This is a genomic window from Janthinobacterium sp. P210006 (assembly GCF_036231885.1).
GTDB classification, from domain to species: domain Bacteria; phylum Pseudomonadota; class Gammaproteobacteria; order Burkholderiales; family Burkholderiaceae_D; genus Janthinobacterium; species Janthinobacterium violaceinigrum.
In genome coordinates this window covers 235925-255813 of sequence record NZ_JAZARD010000004.1, presented here as the reverse complement: position 1 = coordinate 255813, position 19889 = coordinate 235925, and the positions used below count along the sequence as shown (strand labels likewise).

Below are 19889 nucleotides of genomic sequence, written 5' to 3'. Positions count from 1 at the left end.
TGTCTTTCGGTTAATTATGCCGGCCAATTATAAGCGAGCTTGCCGGGGTGGCAGCGCGCTGTGGCGCTTGCCGGGCGGACAGTTGGAACTTGTCGATACTCTATATAAGCGTGTATTGGCCCGCTGGCAACCAGGATTTGGTAACAATTATTCTGCGCCAGATCACGGCCGGGCCAGATAGGCGCCGCGCGCCGCAGACCGCAGCGTGAAATCCGTTTACAAGCCAGCGCTGCCGGGACTAGGCTTTCGGATGGCAGGACCTCCTCCCACGCTGACGTTTCTCTATGAAAAACATGTCCATCCGCAGTTTTCTTGGCCTTGGCTTGCTGGGCGTCGACATGGCGGACGACGCCGTGCACGTGGTCGAGTTGATACGCCGGCGGGGCAAACTGGCATGCCGGCATTGCGGCAGCGCCGCGCTGGCGGCCGGGGTGATGCTGGAAGGCAATGTTGAAGATTTGGCGGGCCTGGCTGCCGCCGTGCGCCTGGCATGCCGCAACAGTGGCAGCGGCTGCACCCGCGTGGCGCTGGCCATGCCGGCCACGTCCCTGATCACGCATGTGATCCGCCTGCAGGCGGGCTTGCCGGAGGAGCAGCTGGAAATCCTGGTCGAACTGGAGGCTGCCCAATACATGCCGTTTGCGCTGGAAGACGCCAGCCTGGATTTTGTCATACTCGGGCCCGCGCCGCCGCTTGCCGGCCAGACAGAGCGGGAGATTGAGGTGCTGCTGGTGGCGGCGCGGCGCGCCAGCGTGCAGCGCCGCCTGGACGCGGCCGCAGCGGCCGGCCTGACGCCCGTCGTCATGGATAGCGAGGCGCTGGCGCTGCAGGCGGCCGTCGGACAGGACGGCTGGCAAGCCTTGCCCGATGGCGGCCTCCCTTATCAGTTGGCCTGGGGGCTGGCGCTGCACCGGTACGCCCGATGAAGACCGTGGCGGAAGTGTCATGCATCAACCTCTTGCCGTACCGCCCGGCAGCACGGCGCAAGCGCATGCAGCTGCTGCTGTGGCAACTGGCCGGCGGGGCGCTGCTGGGACTGCTGCTGGCGCTGGCGGCAGGCGCCTGGCTGCAGCACCGGCTCGATGTGCAGCTGCGCCGCCAGCAGGACTGGCGCAATGCCATGCAACAGCTCGATGCCGTCTTGCTCGCCGGCAAGCGGGTGCAGGGCGAGACGGCGGCGCTGGTGCTGCGCCAGCAGGCCATTGCCGGTCTACAAGAGCAACGTCATGCCTGGGTGCGCATGCTGGCGGTCCTGGCCCAGGCGATGCCGGCCGGTGCGGCCTTGCACAGTGTGCGCCAGGAAACGGCGCTGGTGCGCTTGCAAGGGCAGGCTGTTTCGCAGGACAAGGTTGCGGCATTGCTGCTGGCGCTGGAGCAGGCCGCGCCCTGGTCCCGGCCGGAAGTGCTGGAAGTGCGCAGCGCGGCCGACGGCACCGTGGAGTGGACGATACGTCTGGCTTTGGCAAGCGCCGGGCGCCTGCCCCCTAAGCCTGGCCCCGGAGGTTGATCATGCTGAGCTTGAAAACCGCATCGCAGTGGCCCTTGCCCGTGCGCCTTGCTTGCGCAGCCCTGGCCGCGACGCTGGCAGCCGTGCTGCTGTACGCCGCGTGGCTCGCTGGCTTGATGGCTGCCGTGCAAGTGGCGCAGGGAGAGGAGGACCGCTTGCGCGCCGCTTATCTGTCGGCGCAGGCCAGGGCGAAACTATTGCCGCAGTGGCGGGCGCAGCAGCGCCAGGCTGGCGCCGAGCTTGCCCTCCTGGAGCAGCAACTGCCCGATCCGCAAGCGATGGCGGCGCTGCTGACGGACATCGACGCCGCAGGCCAGTCCCGCGGCTTGCAGTTTTCGCTGTTCAAGCCGGGCGCGGCCCGGCCGCAAGCGCCCTATGTCGCCTTGCCGATCGCCGTGCAGCTGCGCGGCGGCTACCACGCCATGGGTGCGCTGCTGGCAGACCTGGCGCGCCTGCCGCGCATTGTCACGGTGCATGAGCTGGCCTTGAGCATCGGCAAGGACCGCTTGCTGACGCTCGATGCCGTGCTGCAAGCGTATCGCTTGCCCGACGCGGGAGAACGGGCGGCGCAAGCGGCCTTGCCGTCCGCAGCGGGCGCGCCCGCCGCCGTGCCGGCATGGCGTCCGCTGGCCGCAGCCGCGCCGTATCCGTACGAGGCCGCCGCCTTGGCCGACCCTTTTGGCGCATTGCCGCCCGCGAGCGCGCCCGGCCAGCGGGGCAGCGTGGCGGGCCCCGACCCGCGCCGGGTACGCGAGCCGCTGGAAAGCGTGCCCTTGCCAGCCATCAGCATGGTGGGCAGCGTGCAACAGGCGGGACGCCTGAGCGCGCTGCTGCTGGCGGGCCAGCGCGTGTACCGGGTGGCGGTAGGCCAGTATCTGGGGCCGGACCACGGTCTCGTCACGCAGGTCAGCGAGCAGGCGCTGCAGTACCGGGAGTTGCTGCAGGACGCGGGAGGCGGGTGGCGCGAACGGCGTGGCAGCCTGTCGCTGCAAAAGACGGGCGAGGCCAAGGCCGGTGTGCGGGAGGACGCGCCATGAAGCCGTCTGTCTGGCTGTGCTCGATGTGCCTGAGTTGGCTGCATGGGGCCGCCATGGCCGGCGACGAAGCGGTGGTGCAGGTGACGGCGCCGCGATTGTATGCGGGCGAGAAAATCTCCGTTGATTTTCAGAACGTGGGCGTGCGCGCGGCCCTGCACATCCTGGCCGACGCGTCGGGGCAAAACATCATCGCCAGCGACAGCGTGGCGGGCAACCTGACCCTGCGCCTGCGCGACTTGCCGTGGGACCAGGCGCTCGACGTGCTGCTGCAGGCGAAAGGCCTGGACATGCGGCGCCATGGCAACGTGCTGTGGATTGCACCGCGCGAAGAAATGCTGGCGCGCGAGAAACTGGAACTGGAGCAGCGCGCGCAGATCGCAGAACTTGAACCCTTGCAGTCGGCGATCTTCCAGCTCAATTACCAGAAGGCGGAAGCGTTCCGCACCGTGTTCGGCCTCGATGCGGGGGAAGGGCGCAGCCGTTTGCTGTCGCGCCGTGGCAGCGTGCTGATCGAGCCGCGCACGAACCAGCTGTTCGTGACGGACGTGCCGGTACGCCTGGAACAGATCCGCCAGCTGATCGCCAAGACAGATATTGCAACCCGACAAGTTATGATCGAGGCCCGCATCGTCGAGGCGAACGACAGTTTCAGCCGCAACCTGGGCGCCCGCCTGGGTTTTACGGACCAGCGGCTGGCAGCGGGCCAGGTGCCCGGCTTTTCCCTGGGCGGCAGCGGGCGCCGCGCGGCCATCGGCGGCACGTATCAGGGCGTGGGCGAGGCGACGGGGCAAACGGTGGCCGGCGCCGGTGCCTTCGTGCCGAACACACAATTCGTCAACTTGCCGGCCGCCAGCATCAATGGCTTGCAGCCGGCCAGTTTTGCCCTGAGCCTGTTTTCGGCAGCCGCCAACCGTTTCCTGAACCTGGAACTGTCCGCGCTGGAAGCCGATGGCCGGGGCAAGATCATATCGAGTCCCCGCGTGGTGACGGCCGACAAGGTGCTGGCGCTGATCGAGCAGGGCATCGAGCTGCCGTACCAGGTGGCCACCAGCAGCGGCGCCACGTCGATCACGTTCCGCAAGGCAAACCTGCGCCTGGAAGTGACGCCGCAGATCACGCCGGACGGCAACGTGGTGCTGGAAGTGGATGTCAACAAGGATAGCGTGGGCCAGGAAACCCGTTCCGGCTTCGCCATCGACACCAAGCACGTGCGCACGCAAGTGATGGTGGAAGACGGTGGCACGGTCGTGCTGGGCGGCATTTATCAGCAGTCCGAACGGGGTACGGACAGCAAGGTGCCGTTGCTGGGCGACATCCCCGTACTCGGCGTTTTTTTCCGCAGCACGGGCCGCAGTCAAGAAAAAACGGAACTGATGGTGTTTATTACGCCGAAAATAGTGGCAGATCGGCCAGCAACACGTTAATGTCACATCTTTACGTTTAAGTAACAATGCAGACGAAAGCGGACTGATGGCGACTATGCGGAATTTTTCTTTGGGCAATACTTTTTGGAGTAGGGCATTGAATTGGCTGGCTTTGCTGGTGATGAGCACGGTACTGGCCGCCTGTGGCGGCGGTGGCGGCGACCCGACCCTGGGCGTCAAGGATGGCGCGAATGCCGGCGTCGGCAGCGTGGTATTGGTTGCTGGCGCAACAACTATTGTCGCTTCGGGCGCGGATGGCACGGAAGTCGTGCTGACGGCCGTGGTGAAAAATCCCGGCAATAATGCCATGACAGGGCAAACGGTGACCTTTACTGCCAGTTCCGGCACCATCAGCAATACCAACCGCGTGACGGATGCCAATGGCATGGTGACGGAAAAACTCAGCGTGAAAGGCGATGCGAGCTTGCGCGACATTACCATCAAGGCCAGCAGCGGCGGCGTGGAATCGGCCCCCGTGGTGGTGAAAGTGGTGCCAGTCACGTCCGGCATTGCCACCTTGCTGCTGACGTCGTCCGGTGGAACCCTGGCATCGTCGGGCGGTACCTCCGTCAACGTGATCGCCTTTGTCAAAGATGCCAACAATGCCGTCGTGCCCGATGCCAGCGTGACATTCAGTGCCGATTCGGGCGCGCTGGGCGCGACGAAGGTCAGCACCAATGCGCAGGGGCAGGCCTTGGTCAGCCTGAATACGGGCGGCGACGCCAGCTTGCGCACGATCAAGGTCACGGCCAGCGCGGGGGCGCAGACGGCCAGCACGGACATCGGCGTCAGCGGCACGCGGCTGGTCATCAACGCCTTTTCGACGGTGAACCTGAAGACGAGCACCGACATGGTGGTCAAGCTGGTCGATTCGAGCGGCAACCCCCTCGTTGGCAAGCCGGTGACGTTCAGCGCGCGCAGCAATGCCATCACGGTCAAAGGGGGCGGCGCCAGTCCTGCATTGACCGACAACAACGGCCAGCTGGTGTTGAGCTATAACGCCCAGGCGGGCAGCAGCGACAGCATCAGCGTCAAGGCGCAAGGCGACAGCGTAGTGTTGCCTATTACAATCAATGCATCGAACTTCACGATCAATGCCGTGTCGGGCAGCAATGTTGCGTTGTCTACCCTGAACACGAATACCTGCTATGCGGTGACGGTGCATAGCGATGTGGCTGGCGTGCCACAAACGGGCAGTGTGCGTTTCAGTACGTCGCGCGGTACCATCTACCAGGACGCTGCGTGCGGCACGCCGTTGCAGGCGCCGCTGGCGCTGGCGGGCGGCAATGCCATCGCCTACGTACAGGCCAGCGGCGCGGGCCAGACGGCCCTCACGGCGCGGTACGAAGGCAGCGGCGTTTCGGTACAGTCGGAAGTGGAGTTTGTCGCGCCGTTGACGGCCCAGGCCACGATCAGCCTGCAAGCCGATCCGGCGGTCATCGGCGCCAATACGGCCGGCAGCACGGCGCAGCGCAGCGCCTTGCGCGCCATCGTCCGCGATGGCACGGCGGAAAACAATCTGGTCAAGAACGCGCAAGTGAGCTTCTCGATCCAGGCCGATGCCAGCAATGGTTCGTTGAGCTCGCCTTCGCTGGTCAGCACCGACAGTGATGGCGCGGCCACGGTCAGCTATATCGCAGGGCAGGGCACCACCGGTGTCGATGGCGTCGTCGTCAAGGCGCAGCTGCAGGGCGTATCGAGCAATGCCGCCACGGTCAAGCTGACGGTGACGAAAAAATCGCTGTTCATCAGCGCCGGCAGCGGCAACGCGCTCGATGCCTCCGACAGCAGCACCTACCGCAAGACGTATAGCGTGTTCGTGACGGATGCCGCCGGCAATCCCGTGCCGGACGTGATCATCACTGCCGCCGCCTGGCCCCGCTATTACTACAAGGGCTATCTGCAATATTCCCTGGCTGCCCAGTCGTGGATAGTCGTGAGGACAGCGAATGCCTGTGACAATGAAGACAGGGACCGCAGCGGCACCTTCAATCCGAATAACGACTACAACCTGAATGGCCGTCTCGACCCCGGTATTCCGCTCAATTTGTCGACCGGCGGCAAGACCGACAGTTCTGGAACGGCGAGCGTCACCCTGACTTATCCGCGCGACAGGGCCAACTGGCTGGACGTCGAATTGACGATTCGCGGCAATAGTTCCGGGACGGAGGCAACTTATGTCGGTTACACTTTGCTTCCGGGGCTGGCTACGGACTTTAACCGCGTGGATGTTTCCCCTCCAGGCGTATTTAGTCCTTATGGGCAAGCCACTGATTGTCGAAATCCAAATTAATTGTCGCAGCACATGCAAAATCTGTTTTTAGTAGGCCTCATGGGCGCAGGCAAAACCACGATCGGGCGCATCCTGGCCCGCAAGCTGGGCTTGCGCTTTGTCGATTCCGACCACGAAATCGAGGCACGCACGGGAGCGACCATCCCGTGGATCTTTGAAATCGAGGGCGAGGCCAGCTTTCGTCGGCGCGAGGCCGAAGTCATCCGCGACCTGAGCGCCCAGGAAGGCATCGTCATGGCCACGGGCGGCGGCGCCATCCTCAATGCCGACAGCCGCGCCTACCTGAAGGAGCGGGGCACGGTGGTCTACCTGCGCGCCAGCGTCAGCAACATCCTCGCGCGCACCAGCCACGACAAGAACCGCCCCCTGCTGCAGACGGCCGACCCGCGCAAGAAGCTGGAAGAACTGACGTCGCAGCGCGAGCCCCATTACATGGAAGTGGCCGACATTGTGATCGACACGGGCCGTCCTAACGTACAATCGATGGTTCAGACCATCCTGATGCAGCTGGCCAGCCTCGAATGCGAGGCCTCGCCCAACTGCGTCATTCATGCAGAGCCTTCCATGAACGAGCAATCCAAAATGTTGTTGAGCGTAGACCTCGACGAGCGCAGTTATCCGATCGCCATCGGTCCCGGCCTGCTGGCCGATGCCGATGCGCTGCTGCGCCATATCAGCGGCCACAAGGTGGCCATCGTGACCAATACCACCGTCGCCCCCCTGTACCTGGGCCGCCTGCAGGCGGCGCTGGCCAGCGATGGCCGCGAAGTGATCAGCATCGTCCTGCCGGACGGCGAAGAGTATAAAAACTGGGCCAGCCTGATGCAGATCTTCGACGCGCTGCTGGCCAACAAATGCGACCGCAAGACCACCCTGGTGGCGCTGGGCGGCGGCGTGATCGGCGACCTGACCGGCTATGCGGCGGCCAGCTACATGCGCGGCATCGGCTTCGTGCAGGTGCCCACCACCCTGCTGGCGCAGGTCGATTCCTCCGTCGGCGGCAAGACGGGCATCAACCACCCGCTGGGCAAGAACATGATCGGCGCCTTCTACCAGCCGCGCGCCGTGATCGCCGACACCTCGACCCTGGAAACCCTGCCGGCGCGCGAACTGTCGGCCGGCCTGGCCGAAGTGATCAAGCATGGCGCCATCATCGATGCGGCGTTCTTCGACTGGATCGAGGCGAACATGGCCAAGCTGATGGCGCGCGACAAGGGCGCCCTGGCGTATGCCATCGCCCGCTCGTGCGAGATCAAGGCCGACGTGGTGCGCCAGGACGAACGCGAAGGCGGCTTGCGCGCCATCCTGAATTTCGGCCACACCTTCGGCCACGCCATCGAGGCGGGCCTGGGCTACGGCCACTGGCTGCACGGCGAAGCCGTCGGCTGCGGCATGGTGATGGCGGCCGACCTGTCCTGCCGCATGGGCTATATCGACCAGGCGGCCGTGGAGCGCGTGCGCGCGCTGGTCGCCGCCGCAGGCCTGCCGGTCAAGGCGCCGGACCTCGGTGTCGAGCGCTGGCTGGAATTGATGGAAGTGGACAAGAAGAACGAGGGCGGCGCCATCAAGTTCATCCTGTTGCAACCCCTGGGCAGCCCGAACATCACGTCCGCGCCGCACGAACTGGTGCTGGCTACCCTGGCCGCCGGAGTGCAATAACATGCTGCCAGAAGACTTCCTCGCCCCGTATGCGGCCCACTCGGCACAGGGGCAGGGACGTCGCTTTGCCGAGGCGCCGCACGCCTCGCGCAGCCAGTTCCAGCGCGACCGCGACCGCATCATCCATTCCTCGGCCTTCCGCCGCCTCGAATACAAGACCCAGGTGTTCCTCAATCACGAGGGCGATTTGTTCCGCACGCGCCTGACGCACAGCCTGGAAGTGGCGCAGGTGGGCCGCTCCATCGCGCGCAACCTGCGCCTCAATGAAGACCTGGTCGAAGCCATCGCATTGGCGCATGACCTGGGCCACACGCCGTTCGGCCACGTGGGCCAGGACGTGCTCAACGAATGCATGCGCGAGCACGGCGGCTTCGAGCACAACCTGCAAAGCCTGCGCGTGGTCGATACCCTGGAAGAGCATTACGGCGCCTTCGACGGTTTGAACCTGATGTTCGAGACGCGCGAAGGCATCCTGAAACACTGCTCGCTGGCGCACGCGCGCGAACTGGGGCCCGTGGCCCAGCGCTTCATCGACCGCACGCAACCGACCCTGGAAGCGCAGCTGACCAACCTGGCCGACGAAATCGCCTACAACAGCCACGATATCGATGACGGCCTGCGCTCCGGCCTGATCACCATCGCCCAGCTGGAAGAGGTGGAATTCTTCGGCCGCCTGTGGCGCGACGTGCAGCAGGCGTTTCCCGGCCTGTCGGGCCGGCGCGCCATCTATGAAACCCTGCGCCGCCTGATCACGGCGCTGGCCGACGACCTGATCGTCACCTCGACCGCCCTGATTGCCGACGCCGCGCCGCGCGACGTCAGCGAAGTGCGCGCCAGTCCTCCGCTGATCCGTTTTTCGGACGCCATGCGCAAGGATGCGACAGAGCTCAAGCGCTTTTTGCGCGCAAACCTGTACCGCCACTACCAGGTCAACCGCATGCGCGTGAAGGCCAGCCGCATCGTGCGCGAACTGTATGACAGCTTCATGGCTGAACCGGCCCTGCTGCCGCCCGATTATCAGGTCAGCGGTGACGATGTCACCAGGCAGGCGCGCAAGATCGCCGACTACATCGCCGGCATGACGGACCGCTACGCGATCCGCGAACACCGCCGCCTGTATTCTCTGGATGAATTGTAGGTCGGATTAGGCCGCAGGCCGTCATCCGACAATACCGTTGGCGCGGCCGGTGGTGGTGTCGGATTATGCGCTTGCGCGCTAATCCGACCTACTCCGCATTGCCGGTCCTGTCAATCGGCATGATCATCTAGCTTCCCACCCGATCACCCCAATACCCCCGCCGCATCTTCTTTTCTATCATGGCAGCAAGTCAACAAGGGCTTGCCGCCCATCGTCAAGGAGAGTGCTATGATTGAATCGCGCCGCAGTTTCTTGCGCGCCTTGCCAGCCGTTACCATCGGGGCGGCCATCGCGCCGCTGCCCGGCAAGGCCGCCATGGCCGCCACCAAGGGCGAAGGCGGCCAGCGCTGGGCGATGGTGGTCGATGTGCAGAAGTGCATCGGCTGCCAGGCTTGCACCGTCTCCTGCATCATGGAAAACGCCGTGCCGGAAAACAGCTTCCGCACTGTCGTCTCCACCTATGAAGTGAAGGAAGAGAATCGCTGCGGCACTTACATGCTGCCGCGCCTGTGCAACCACTGCGCCAATCCTCCCTGCATTCCCGTCTGTCCCGTGGGCGCCACCTTCCAGCGCAAGGATGGCGTCGTCGTCGTCGACGGCGACCGCTGCGTGGGCTGCGCCTACTGCGTGCAAGCCTGCCCGTACGACGCGCGCTTCATCAACCACGAAACGGGCAAGGCAGACAAATGCACGTTCTGCGCGCACAGGGTCGACGAAGGCCTGCTGCCGGCCTGCGTGGAAACCTGCGTGGGCGGCGCGCGCATCTTCGGCGACCTCAATGATCCGGAAAGCCTGGTGCACCAGCTGCTGACCGAGAACAAGGTGAAGGTGCTGAAACCCGAGCAGGGCACGCAGCCTCACGTGTTCTACCTGGGACTCGATACGCGCTTCGCCGGCCACGTCGAGGGCGAAGCGACACTTTGGCAACCGAGCAAACACGGGAAATAAACCATGGACAGCCACATCACCGAAATTCTCAACGTCACGCGCGAAGCGGCCTGGCTGCCGTGGGCGGTGCAGTATTTTTTCCTCATCGGCCTCAGTTACGGCAGCTTCATGCTGACCTTGCCGTACTTCGTTTTCGGCCGCAAGGCGTATGAGCGCCTGGGGCGCATCGCGCTGCTGGCCGCCCTCGTGTGCGGCATGACGGCGCCCGTGGCGCTGCTGGCCGACCTGCACGGGCCGGGCCGCTTCTATCACTTCTACATCTACTTCCAGCCGCAGTCGTGGATGTCGTGGGGTTCGTTCTTCATTCCCCTGTACCTGGGCTGCCTGATGCTGTACGCATGGCTGGCGCTGCGCGTGGATTTCGCCACGCGGGGACAGGGAAAGGACCGCCTGGCCTTCGCCTACCGCTTGCTGGGCCGCGGCGGCGCCGCTTCCTTGCGGGCCATCCGCGTCGCCGCCGCCTTCACCCTGCTGGCCGCCTTCGTGGTGGGCCTGTACACGGGCATGGAAGTGATGGTGGTGCGCGCCCGTCCCCTGTGGTACACGCCGTTCCTGCCGGCGCAATTTGCCGCCACGGCCTTCGTGGGTGCCGTTGGCCTGGCGCTGCTGTTCAACCGCTGCCTGCCGGGCCGCGACCAGGCGCTGGAAGTGTCCCTGAACCGCGCGCTGGCCCTGTCGCTGGCGCTGGTGCTGGCCTTGGGCGGCGGCTGGCTGTTCGTCAGTCTCTCCGGCGTGAGCGCCAGCCACAGCATGGCGTTTACCCAGGTGGCCGGCATGCCGCAATGGCAGTTCACGGCTGCCTGGGCCGTGCTGTCGTCCATCGTGCCGATGGTGCTGGCCATCTGGCGCCCCGCCACGAGTGGCCTCGTCAACGGCCTGATTGCGCTGCACAGCGCCTGGATGATGCGCTGGACGATTTTCATCGGCGGCCAGACGATCCCGAAGACGGGCGCGGGCCTGTACGACTACCACCTGCCGATGGGGAACGATGGCTTGATGGGGATCATCGGCACGGCCGGCCTGTGGATCGCGCTGCTGTTGCTGATGCTGGAATTTTTGCCATGGGCGGGACGCGTCGTCGCTACGCGCAGCCGTCCCGCCATGGCCACGCACTGAGGAGTTAACGATGAACGATCAAGTACACCACAACGCAGACAACGGCGCCCCTGAAGACGAGCACGAAAAGCGCCGCAAGCTGCTGCGCTACGGCGCCATCGGCGGCGGCCTGGCCGCATTTGCCGCCAGCTTTTCCACCACGGCCGGCCGCATGGTCGACCACGCGCTGGGCAAGGATAAGCCCGTGCAGAAACTGCATGGCAATTCCCTGCCGCCCGAGTTTTCCGTCGATACGGCCACGGGCAAACTGACGGTCAATCCGGACCAGCAAGTGAGCTACACCATGTGCATGGGCTGCACCACGTTTTGCGGCGTGCGCGTGCGCCTCGATAAAAAAAGCGGCAAGGTGCTGCGCGTGGCCGGCAATCCGTACAGTCCCATGTCGGCCGACCCGGCGCTGCCATACCAGACGTCGATCCGCGACAGCTTTGTCTCGCTGTCGCGCTTCCAGGAAAAGGGCTTGAAAGGCCGCTCGACGGCTTGCGGCCGCGGCAACGGCGTGCTGGAACAGATGGAGTCGCCGTTCCGCGTGCTGGCGCCCATGAAGCGCGTGGGACCGCGCGGCGGCGGCCAGTGGGAGCCGATCGCCTTCGACCAGCTGGTGAAGGAGGTGACGGAAGGGGGCGACCTGTTTGGCGAAGGCCATGTACAGGGTTTGCGCGCCTTGCGCGAGCTGGAAAAACCCATCGATCCGGCGCAGCCGGAACTGGGCCCGCAAGTGAATCAGGTGGGCCTGATGTGCAGCACCGACGATGGCCGCCTGGCGTTCGGCACGCGCTTTTTCAAGCAGTCGTACGGCAGTCTGAACCTGGTCAACCACGGTTCGTATTGCGGCGGCGCCTACCGCAGCGGTTCGGGCGCCATGTTCGGCGACATGAAGAAAATGCCGCACGCAAAAGTGGACCTGGAAAACACGGAGTTCTGCATTTTCGTAGGCACGGCGCCGGGCAATGCGGGCAATCCGTTCAAGCGGCAAGGTACCCTGATCGCGAAAGCCCGCTCGGGCAAGCGCGATTTCAGCTACGTCGTCGTCGACCCCGTGCTGACGAATGCGGACAGCCTGGCGGCGGGCGACCGCAGCCGCTGGGTGCCCATCAAGCCGGGCACGGATGGCGCGCTGGCCATGGCGATGATACGTTGGATCATCGAGCACGAACGCTATGACCGCCACTTCCTCGCGCAGCCCAACCTGAAGGTGGCGGAAGCGGCGGGCGAGGCCGCCTGGTGCAATGCCACGCACCTGATCATCAGCGAGAAGGGCCACCCGCGCGACGGCCGCTACCTGCGCGGCTCCGACATCGGCGCGGTGGAACTGGGGGAAGAAGAGCGCTACAAGGATGGCGACCCGTTCTGCGTGATCGACGCCGCCACGCAAGCCATCGTGCCGCACAGCGCCGCCAAGGGCGAGGGACGGCTGTTCTTCGACGGCCCGCTGGACGTGGCGGGCGCGCCGCTGCACCTGAAGACGGCCATGACGATGCTCAACGAGGAAGCGCAGCGCCACAGCATGGATGACTACGCGGCGGCCTGCGGCATTTCACGCGACATCATCGAAGGGCTGGCGCAGGAACTGACCAGCCATGGCAAGCGCGCCGCCGTCAATGCGCACGGCGGCATGATGTCGGGCGCCGGTTTCTATAACGCGTATGCGCTGGTCATGCTCAACACCCTGATCGGCAATCTGAATCGCAAGGGCGGCACCCTCGTCAACGGCGGCAGCTTCAAGGATGCGGGCCCTGGGCCCCGTTACAACCTGGAGAGTTTCGACGGCGAGATCAAGGCGGCCGGCATGCCGATCGGGCGCAATGTGCCGTATGAAAAAACCTCGGAATTCAAGCTGAAGAAAGAAGCGGGCAAGGCGTATCCGGCGAAGGCGCCGTGGTATCCGAACGCGCCCGCGCTGGCCACGGAATGGCTCACCAGCGCCATGAACGGCTACCCGTACACCCTGAAGGCGCTGATCCTGTGGAGCTGCAACCCCGTGTACGGCATCACGGGCTTGCGCGCGCAGATCGGCAAGGAGCTGGCCGATCCGAAGAAGATCCCCCTGATCGTCGCCATCGATCCCTTCATCAACGAAAGCTCCGCGTTTGCCGACTACCTGCTGCCCGATACCTTGCTGTATGAAAGCTGGGGCTGGGCCGGCGCCTGGGGCGGCATGCCCGTCAAAATGAGCACGGCGCGCTGGCCCGTGGTCGAGCCGCGGGTGCAAAAGACGCCCGATGGTCAGACCATCTGCATGGAATCGTTCTTCATCGCGCTGGCGAAAACGATGGACTTGCCCGGTTTTGGTCCGGAGGCCTTGCAGGACATGGATGGCCAGCGCTTTCCCCTGCAGCGCGCGGAAGACTGGTATCTGCGGGGCGGCGCCAACATCGCCTGGCAGGGGAAGACGGCCGTGCCGGAAGCCAGCGACGACGACATTGCGCTCTCTGGCGTGGCGCGCATCCGCCCGGAACTGGAACGCACCCTGAAGCCCGAGGAGTGGCGCAAGGTGGCTTTCATGCTGGCGCGGGGAGGGCGCTACCAGAGCTATGGCGAGATGTTCGGCCTGCGCCTGCCGCCGCCAGCGAACCCCAAGGCGCCGGCGGCGCCGGGTCCGGCCCTGGCCGTCGACGAGACGCCGTATCCGCAGGACTGGTCCACGCACCGTTACCTGAAGCCCATGATGCTGTACAACGAGGGCCTGGGCGTGAGCAAGAACAGCTTGAGCGGCAAGCGTTTTCCCGGCACGCCCGCCTGGCGGGTGGCGGCGTTTGCCGACGGCACGCCCGTGCGCAAGGCGTATCCGGCCAGCGAATGGCCGTTCGAGTTGATCAGTTTTAAGTCGGCGCTGCAGAACTCCTACAGCATCGGCGCGCGGCGCTTGCGCGGCATCCACCCGGACAACCCGGTCGCCGTGCATCCGGACGATGCGGCCCGCCTGAAGCTGGAAAACGGCGACGCGATTTATCTGGAAACGCCGGGCGGCAGGGCCAGGGCCACGGTGATGCTGCGCCATGGCGTGCAGCGGGGCGTGATCGCCGTCGAACACGGCTTCGGCCACAAGGAGCACGGCGCGCGCGCGCACCGCATCGGCCAGTCGCGCCAGCCCGACGAGCCGGCCATCGGTGCCGGCATCAACCTGAACGACCTGGGATTGACGGACCCCAGCCGCGGCGACAAGAACGTGTTTGTCGATCCCGTGTCGGGCACGTCGGTGCGGCAGGGCCTGCCGGCGCGCATCGTGCGGGCTTAAATTTGTCCGCCTGCCATCAGCAGCCGGGCCACCTCGGCTGCTGAGTGCAGGCCCAGTTTTTCCATCGTGTTATGGCGGTGCACCTGCACCGTCTTGTCGCTGATGCCCAGCTCGCGGGCGATGACTTTCGAGGCCTTGCCTTCGGCCATCAGCAGCGCCACTTCGCGTTCGCGCGCGGTGAGCCTGGCCAGCGCCGATTGCGCCGTATTCGCGCTGGCGGCGTGGCGGCTTTCTTCCACGCTGCGGGCCACGGCCCGCGTGACGGCATCGAGCAGCACCTGGTCCTTGCACGGCTTTTCCAAAAAATCGCAGGCGCCTGCCTTCATCGTCTGCACGGCCATGGCCAGATCGCCGTGGCCGCTGAGGAAAATCACGGGAAGCGTAATCGCATGGCGCGACAGCTCCTGTTGCAGTTCCAGTCCGCTCATCAAGGGCATGCGCACGTCGAGCAGCAGGCAGCCCGGCGCATGGCCAGCGTAGCGCTGCAGGAATTCGCGCGCCGACTCGAAGGCTTGCACCTGCCAGCCGGCCGAATCGAACAGATAGGCCAGCGAGCGGCGCATGGCGGCGTCGTCGTCGACGACAAAGATGATCGCATCGCTTTCGTTCATGGTGTTTCCTCGTGTCTTTCCTGGTCTGCTTCCATGGCGCTATCTTCGGGCAGGCGGAACCAGACCGTCAAGCCCGGCGCATCGGCATTGGCGTGCGCCGACAGGCTACCGCCGAACGATTCGATGATGCTTTTGCTGAGCGACATGCCCAGTCCCAGGCCTTCGGCCTTGGTGGTGAAAAACGGTTCGAACAGGCGCGCCATCTGCGCCGCTTCCAGGCCGCATCCCGCATCGCGCACGGCTACCGTGCAGGCGCCGTTTTCACGGTGCAGCAGCACGCCGATGGCGTGATCCGGATTGCCGTTTTCCAGCTGCGCATCGAACGCATTCTTGAGCAGATTGAGCAGCACTTGCTGCACTTGTTGCGGGTCGGCCAGCACGCGCGCGTCAGGGCTGGCGGCGCCGTGGCGCCAGCTGATCTGGGCTTGCGGATGGGCCGCGCGGAACAGGGCCACGGCTTGCTCGACGGCGTCGGCCAGGGCGAAGGGCGTGCTGTGCGCGGGACGCTTTTGCGCCATCGCGCGGATGTGGCGGATGATGGCGCCCGCGCGCTCGCTTTGCGTGGCGATTTCCTGTGCGCCGTCGAGCAGGGGCGCCGCGTCCAGCCGGCCTGCCGCGATGCGGCGCGCCATGCCGCGCGCGAAATTGCCGATGGCCGCCAGCGGCTGGTTCAATTCGTGCGCGATGGCGCTGGCCATCTCGCCCAGGATGGCCAGGCGCGCCGTGTGGTCGAGCGTGGCCTGGCGCTGGCGCGCCTGCTCTTCCAGCGCGCGCTGCTGGTGCTGGGCCGCGCGCAGCTGCTCCGTGCGGCGGCTGACCAGGTATTCCACGCGCACCGTGTGCACGGCCCAGGCCACCAGCAGGGCCAGCACCAGCAGCATCCAGCCCCAGTAGCGGCGCAGCGCCGTCTCGAACGTCAGCTTGTCCAGATAGGCGTAGGGGCCGATGCGCAATTCGCGGAACAATTCATCGACGATCTGGTAATCGCTTGGCACCGTCCAGCTGTAGCCTTCGTCGGTGCGCGGCATGGCCAGCAGGGCCAGCGCCACTTTTTTCGCCAGCGCGGGCGGCGTCTGGCGCAGGGCCACGAAGGGCCAGTCCGGATACAGGCGCGACGAGCTGGCGCAGCGAAAGCCGGGAATCGGCCGCGTGGTGATCACGCGCAGTTCATCGGCGCGCACTTCGCCGCGCGCCACCATTTGCTCGAGCAGGCAGGTGCGCACGATGCCCGCATCCATATGCCCCGAACGCACGGCGTCGACGATCTGCTGCGACGGGAAACCGCTGTAGCGCAGGCTGGCAAAATCGTGCGCGGGATCGATGCCCGCTTCGCGCAGTTCGCGCGCGGCGATCTGGTAGCCGCCGAATGCATCGGGCGCCACGGCCATCACGTTCTTGCCCGCCAGGTCGGCCAGGTCGTGCAGCGGCGCCGCGCTGCGCACGACGATGGCCGAGCCGATGGCCTGGCGCGGCGACTCCGTCCATGGCGACTCGAGCGTGGCGATGCGGCTTGCGCCATCGCTGTGCTCGAGCGCCACGTAATGGCCGCTGCTGGTGATGGCGAAGGCGATCGCTTGCGACTGCACGGCGCGCGTCAGGCCCGCCTGGTCGTAGTCGGCCAGGATGAAACGGATGCCGGGAATGCTCGCCTGCAGGTGGCGCGTCACATACGACCAGTCCTGCTGCACGGCGTCGCCGCCCTTGTAGGCCAGCACGCCAATTCTCACCTCGGGCAGGTCGTCCGCTGCGTGGGCACCGTGCAGGCACAGCGCCGCCAGCGCGAGCCCTACAAGACGCCGCACTAGAACATGCTGCGCTGCGCCGCGCGCGCATCGCCGAACAGGTCCAGCAGCAGTTTCTTGATGGGTGCGGGCAGCGGCGCATCCGCAATTTTTGCGCCGTCATACCAGACGTGCGTGGCTTCCCCTGCCAGCGCCAGGCGCCGCGCCAGGGTGATGCGACAGGGGACGATGTGCAGCTTGTAGTGCGTGAAGACGTGCACGATGGGCAGCAGCCGTTCCTGCGTTTCGATCTCGCCGAACGGCGCCACGGCGCGCGCCAGCGCATGCTGGTCGATCTCGCGCGGACAGTCTTCGCCGGCCAGCACGTGGCCGTCGAGTTCGGGCAGCGACAGCAGGCCGCCCCAGATGCCGGAACCGGGGCGCTGCTCCAGCAGCACCTGGCCGTCGTCGATGATGGCCAGCATGACGGCGTGCTTTTCGGGGCTGGTTTTTTTCGGCTTGCGCACCGGCAGATCCTTGGTGCGCCCAGTGGCGTAGGCCACGCAGCGCGGCTGCAGCGGGCAGCGGCCGCAATCGGGGCTGCTGCGCGTGCACAGGGTGGCGCCAAAGTCCATCAGGCCCTGCGTGTAGGCTTCAATGCCGGTCTCCGGCAGCAGCGCTTCGGCGCGGCGCCACATGGCTTCCTCGACCCGTTTTTCGCCGGGATAGGCATCGATGCCGAAGGTGCGCGCGAACACGCGCTTGACGTTGCCGTCCATGATGGCTGCGCGCGTGCCGCTGGAAAACGCGGAGATGGCGGCCGCCGTCGAACGGCCGATGCCGGGCAGGTCGGCCAGCAAGGCCGGGTCGCTGGGGAACACGCCGCCGTATTCGGCCACCACGCGCTGCGCGCACTTGTGCAGGTTGCGCGCCCGCGTGTAGTAGCCAAGGCCGCTCCACTGCGCCATCACGTCTTCCACGGGCGCGCTGGCCAGGTCGCGCAGGGTGGGGAAGCGTTCGAGGAAGCGCGCGTAGTAGCCGAGTACGGCCGTCACCTGCGTTTGCTGCAGCATGATTTCGGACAGCCAGATCAGGTAGGCGTCGCGCGTGTTTTGCCATGGCAGCGCGTGGCGGCCATGCTGCTTTTGCCAGGCGATGACGGTGGCGGAAAAAGTCGGGTCGATATAGTCTTCAAGAAGTGCCGCGCCCGGGGCGGGCGAGAGCGGATGCAGCAGACGTTTCATGCGGGGTTCCAGTATCGTGTGGCGTGGTGTTGCGTATGTCAGGTCGCGCTGGCCGCGCGCAGGGCGGCCAGCAATTGCGCCAGCTGCGCCTTGTCGCGTTCGAGCGCCGCCAGGCTGGCCTCGAAGCCGGCGATTTTCTGCTCCAGGCTGCCTGTGGCGTCGTGGATGCGCTGGATCGAGGCAAAGCGCAGCCTCAGCTGTTCCTTGTATTCGACGATTTGCGCTTCGAGCGGCGCCATGATGACTTTCAGCCAGGCGCTGGCGTCGTCGTTGGCGTTGGTGAAACTGCGGCGCACGCGCGAGGCGATGGTGTCGAAGAATTTTTCCATCAGCACGACGCGGCTGGTGGTGAGCAGGGTGGCCGTGCCGAACTGCTTGTGATACACGGCTTCGATATCGGCGATCTCCTGGCGGTAGCGGGCCAGCGAAAACGGCATCGGCAAGGCCAGCGCCAGGCCATGTTCGGTGGCGAATTTGCGGTACATCACGTTCATCATTTCCGTGATCTCGGCCGTCTTGCCTTCCGAGCGGTCCAGGTTCCGGGTGATGCGTTCGAAATACTGGCGCACGGCTTCGCGCAGGCCCGTGAAGAAGCGGCTGCGCTGCATGGCGGCGCGCACGCCATCGATATCGTTGCGCACGATGTCCATGCCCAGGCTCGTATACAGTTCCGTGGACAGGCGCGTAAATACGGCGCGCGTGGCTTGCAGCTTGAACAGGCTGCTGTCGAATTCCTTCTTCTCGATATCGACGCGGCGCATCATGTGCGCGATCACGCTCTGGTTCTTGCCGCGCAGGCTGTGCAGCTCGTGCAGCTGCTCGGCGATGCCGCGCGCGCGCGCCGCCGCCTGCACCTGCTGCGCCGCTTCGATGGCGTCCAGGTCGAATGCCAGCTGGTGACGGATGATGTCCTTGCGCGCGGGGATCAGCTCCTCGAACAGGGCCGTCTCCAGCGCTTGCAGGCGGCTCCTGTCCAGCAGCGCCGCGTCGTGGTTGATCTTGCCCACCAGGGCCTTTTGCGCAGAGACGGGAAATACCTGGCCCGCGTCCAGGGTCAAGAGATGCGCCACGCTGGCCTGCTGGCGTTCGATCGCCTGCGCCACTTCCGCATCGCCGCGCAGTTCGTCCCACATGCTGTCGATCTTGTTGAGCACCACCAGGCGCCCCGCGCCGGCGCCGATATGGTTGCGCCATACCTCGATGTCGCTGCGCGTGACGCCCGTGTCGGCGGCCAGGATGAACAGCACCGCGTGCGCGTTCGGGATCAGGTTCAGGGTCAGTTCCGGTTCCGTGCCGATGGCGTTCAGGCCGGGCGTATCGAGAATGACGAGGCCCTGTTTCAGCAGCGGATGGGGGAAGTTGATGATGGCGTGGCGCCACATGGAGATCTCCACCCGGCCGTCCTCGTCGAGCATGGCGGGGGCATCGGCGTCCTCGGCGTCGTACAGGCCGTAGCGCGCCGCTTCTTCCTGGCTGACTTTTTTCGTCAGGCTGACCTGGCGCAGCGCTTCCTGCATGTCGCCGCCCGCATCGATGTTCAGGGGCAGGACGGTCCAGGCGGCGGGCAGGTCGCGGTAGTCGCTGGTCGACAGGTTCTGCGCGCGCGTCTCGATGGGCAGCAGGCGGATCGACGGCTGCCAGGCCGCGTCGTACAGCAGCTCGGTAGGGCACATGGTGGTGCGGCCCGCGCCCGAGGGCAGGATGCGCTGGCCGTAGTCGGCAAAGAAGATGGCGTTGATCAGTTCGGATTTGCCGCGCGAGAATTCCGCCACGAAGGCGACCGACAGACGGTCGTCGGCCAGGCGGGACCCGCAGCGCGCCAGGCGCAGCGCGGAAGCGCCGTCGACCAGGCCCGCCGCGCTGGCGGCTTGCCGGTATGCCTGCAGGGCCGCCAGCACATCCTGGCGCCACGCGCTGTATTGTTCCAAGTCCCTGACCATCTGGCCCCCTTTG

General features: G+C 65.7%; 13 protein-coding genes and 1 pseudogene. 10 read left to right on the top strand and 4 right to left on the bottom strand.

All coding sequences use genetic code 11. From position 1 onward, the window contains the following. Nucleotides 1-293: 293 nt before the first annotated feature. The 10 genes and pseudogenes from pilM to VPH41_RS20830 all read left to right on the top strand — a co-directional run bounded on the left by pilM (nucleotide 294) and on the right by VPH41_RS20830 (nucleotide 14360). Nucleotides 294-926 (top strand): pilus assembly protein PilM, encoded by a 633-nt coding sequence (pilM, locus tag VPH41_RS20875; protein ID WP_328571390.1) that lies wholly within the window; start codon nucleotides 294-296, stop codon nucleotides 924-926. Continuing rightward, nucleotides 923-1507, top strand: coding sequence for a PilN domain-containing protein (locus VPH41_RS20870; protein WP_328571389.1), 585 nt, complete (start codon nucleotides 923-925; stop codon nucleotides 1505-1507). The genes pilM and VPH41_RS20870 overlap by 4 nt, the downstream gene beginning before the upstream one ends. Before the next feature lie 2 nt (nucleotides 1508-1509). Further along, a complete protein-coding gene (locus VPH41_RS20865) occupies nucleotides 1510-2544 on the top strand; it encodes a pilus assembly protein PilP (protein WP_328571388.1) in 1035 nt (344 codons plus the stop codon). Between the two features lie 98 nt (nucleotides 2545-2642). Then, nucleotides 2643-3968, top strand: a pseudogene (locus VPH41_RS20860) (type IV pilus secretin PilQ); the annotation flags it as partial. A gap of 97 nt (nucleotides 3969-4065) precedes the next feature. Then, complete coding sequence (locus tag VPH41_RS20855) at nucleotides 4066-6261, top strand: Ig-like domain-containing protein (RefSeq protein ID WP_328571387.1); 2196 nt, start codon at nucleotides 4066-4068, stop codon at nucleotides 6259-6261. 39 nt (nucleotides 6262-6300) lie between these two features. Next, on the top strand, nucleotides 6301-7920 hold the full coding sequence (gene aroKB, locus VPH41_RS20850; protein WP_152256837.1) for a bifunctional shikimate kinase/3-dehydroquinate synthase AroKB: 1620 nt from the start codon (nucleotides 6301-6303) through the stop codon (nucleotides 7918-7920). Between the two features lies 1 nt (nucleotide 7921). Further along, nucleotides 7922-9058 carry a deoxyguanosinetriphosphate triphosphohydrolase gene (locus VPH41_RS20845; RefSeq protein ID WP_328571386.1) on the top strand — a complete coding sequence of 379 codons (1137 nt, stop codon included), beginning with the start codon at nucleotides 7922-7924 and terminating at the stop codon, nucleotides 9056-9058. Between the two features lie 228 nt (nucleotides 9059-9286). Beyond that, nucleotides 9287-10006, top strand: coding sequence for a sulfate reduction electron transfer complex DsrMKJOP subunit DsrO (gene dsrO, locus VPH41_RS20840; protein ID WP_152283376.1), 720 nt, complete (start codon nucleotides 9287-9289; stop codon nucleotides 10004-10006). A 3-nt stretch (nucleotides 10007-10009) separates the two neighbouring features. Next, nucleotides 10010-11122: an NrfD/PsrC family molybdoenzyme membrane anchor subunit gene (gene nrfD / locus VPH41_RS20835; RefSeq protein WP_328571385.1), complete on the top strand. Its 1113-nt coding sequence runs from the start codon at nucleotides 10010-10012 to the stop codon at nucleotides 11120-11122. 10 nt (nucleotides 11123-11132) lie between these two features. Beyond that, nucleotides 11133-14360 carry a molybdopterin dinucleotide binding domain-containing protein gene (locus tag VPH41_RS20830; RefSeq protein WP_328571384.1) on the top strand — a complete coding sequence of 1076 codons (3228 nt, stop codon included), beginning with the start codon at nucleotides 11133-11135 and terminating at the stop codon, nucleotides 14358-14360. On the opposite strand, the gene VPH41_RS20825 is transcribed toward VPH41_RS20830, so the two are convergent. Genes VPH41_RS20825 through VPH41_RS20810 form a run of 4 tightly spaced genes read right to left on the bottom strand, consistent with a single transcriptional unit; the run spans nucleotide 14357 to nucleotide 19876 of the window. Then, nucleotides 14357-14971: a response regulator transcription factor gene (locus VPH41_RS20825; RefSeq protein ID WP_152256833.1), complete on the bottom strand. Its 615-nt coding sequence runs from the start codon at nucleotides 14969-14971 to the stop codon at nucleotides 14357-14359. The two genes, VPH41_RS20830 and VPH41_RS20825, sit on opposite strands and share 4 nt — an antisense overlap. Beyond that, nucleotides 14968-16773 carry a sensor histidine kinase gene (locus VPH41_RS20820; RefSeq protein WP_328571383.1) on the bottom strand — a complete coding sequence of 602 codons (1806 nt, stop codon included), beginning with the start codon at nucleotides 16771-16773 and terminating at the stop codon, nucleotides 14968-14970. The genes VPH41_RS20825 and VPH41_RS20820 overlap by 4 nt, the downstream gene beginning before the upstream one ends. Then, nucleotides 16773-17936 carry an A/G-specific adenine glycosylase gene (mutY, locus tag VPH41_RS20815; RefSeq protein ID WP_328571382.1) on the bottom strand — a complete coding sequence of 388 codons (1164 nt, stop codon included), beginning with the start codon at nucleotides 17934-17936 and terminating at the stop codon, nucleotides 16773-16775. Before mutY ends, VPH41_RS20820 begins: the two co-directional genes overlap by 1 nt. Nucleotides 17937-17974: 38 nt before the next feature. Next, entirely contained in the window at nucleotides 17975-19876 is a 1902-nt protein-coding gene (locus VPH41_RS20810) for a dynamin family protein (RefSeq protein ID WP_328571381.1), read from the bottom strand. Between the last annotated feature and the right edge of the window lie 13 nt (nucleotides 19877-19889).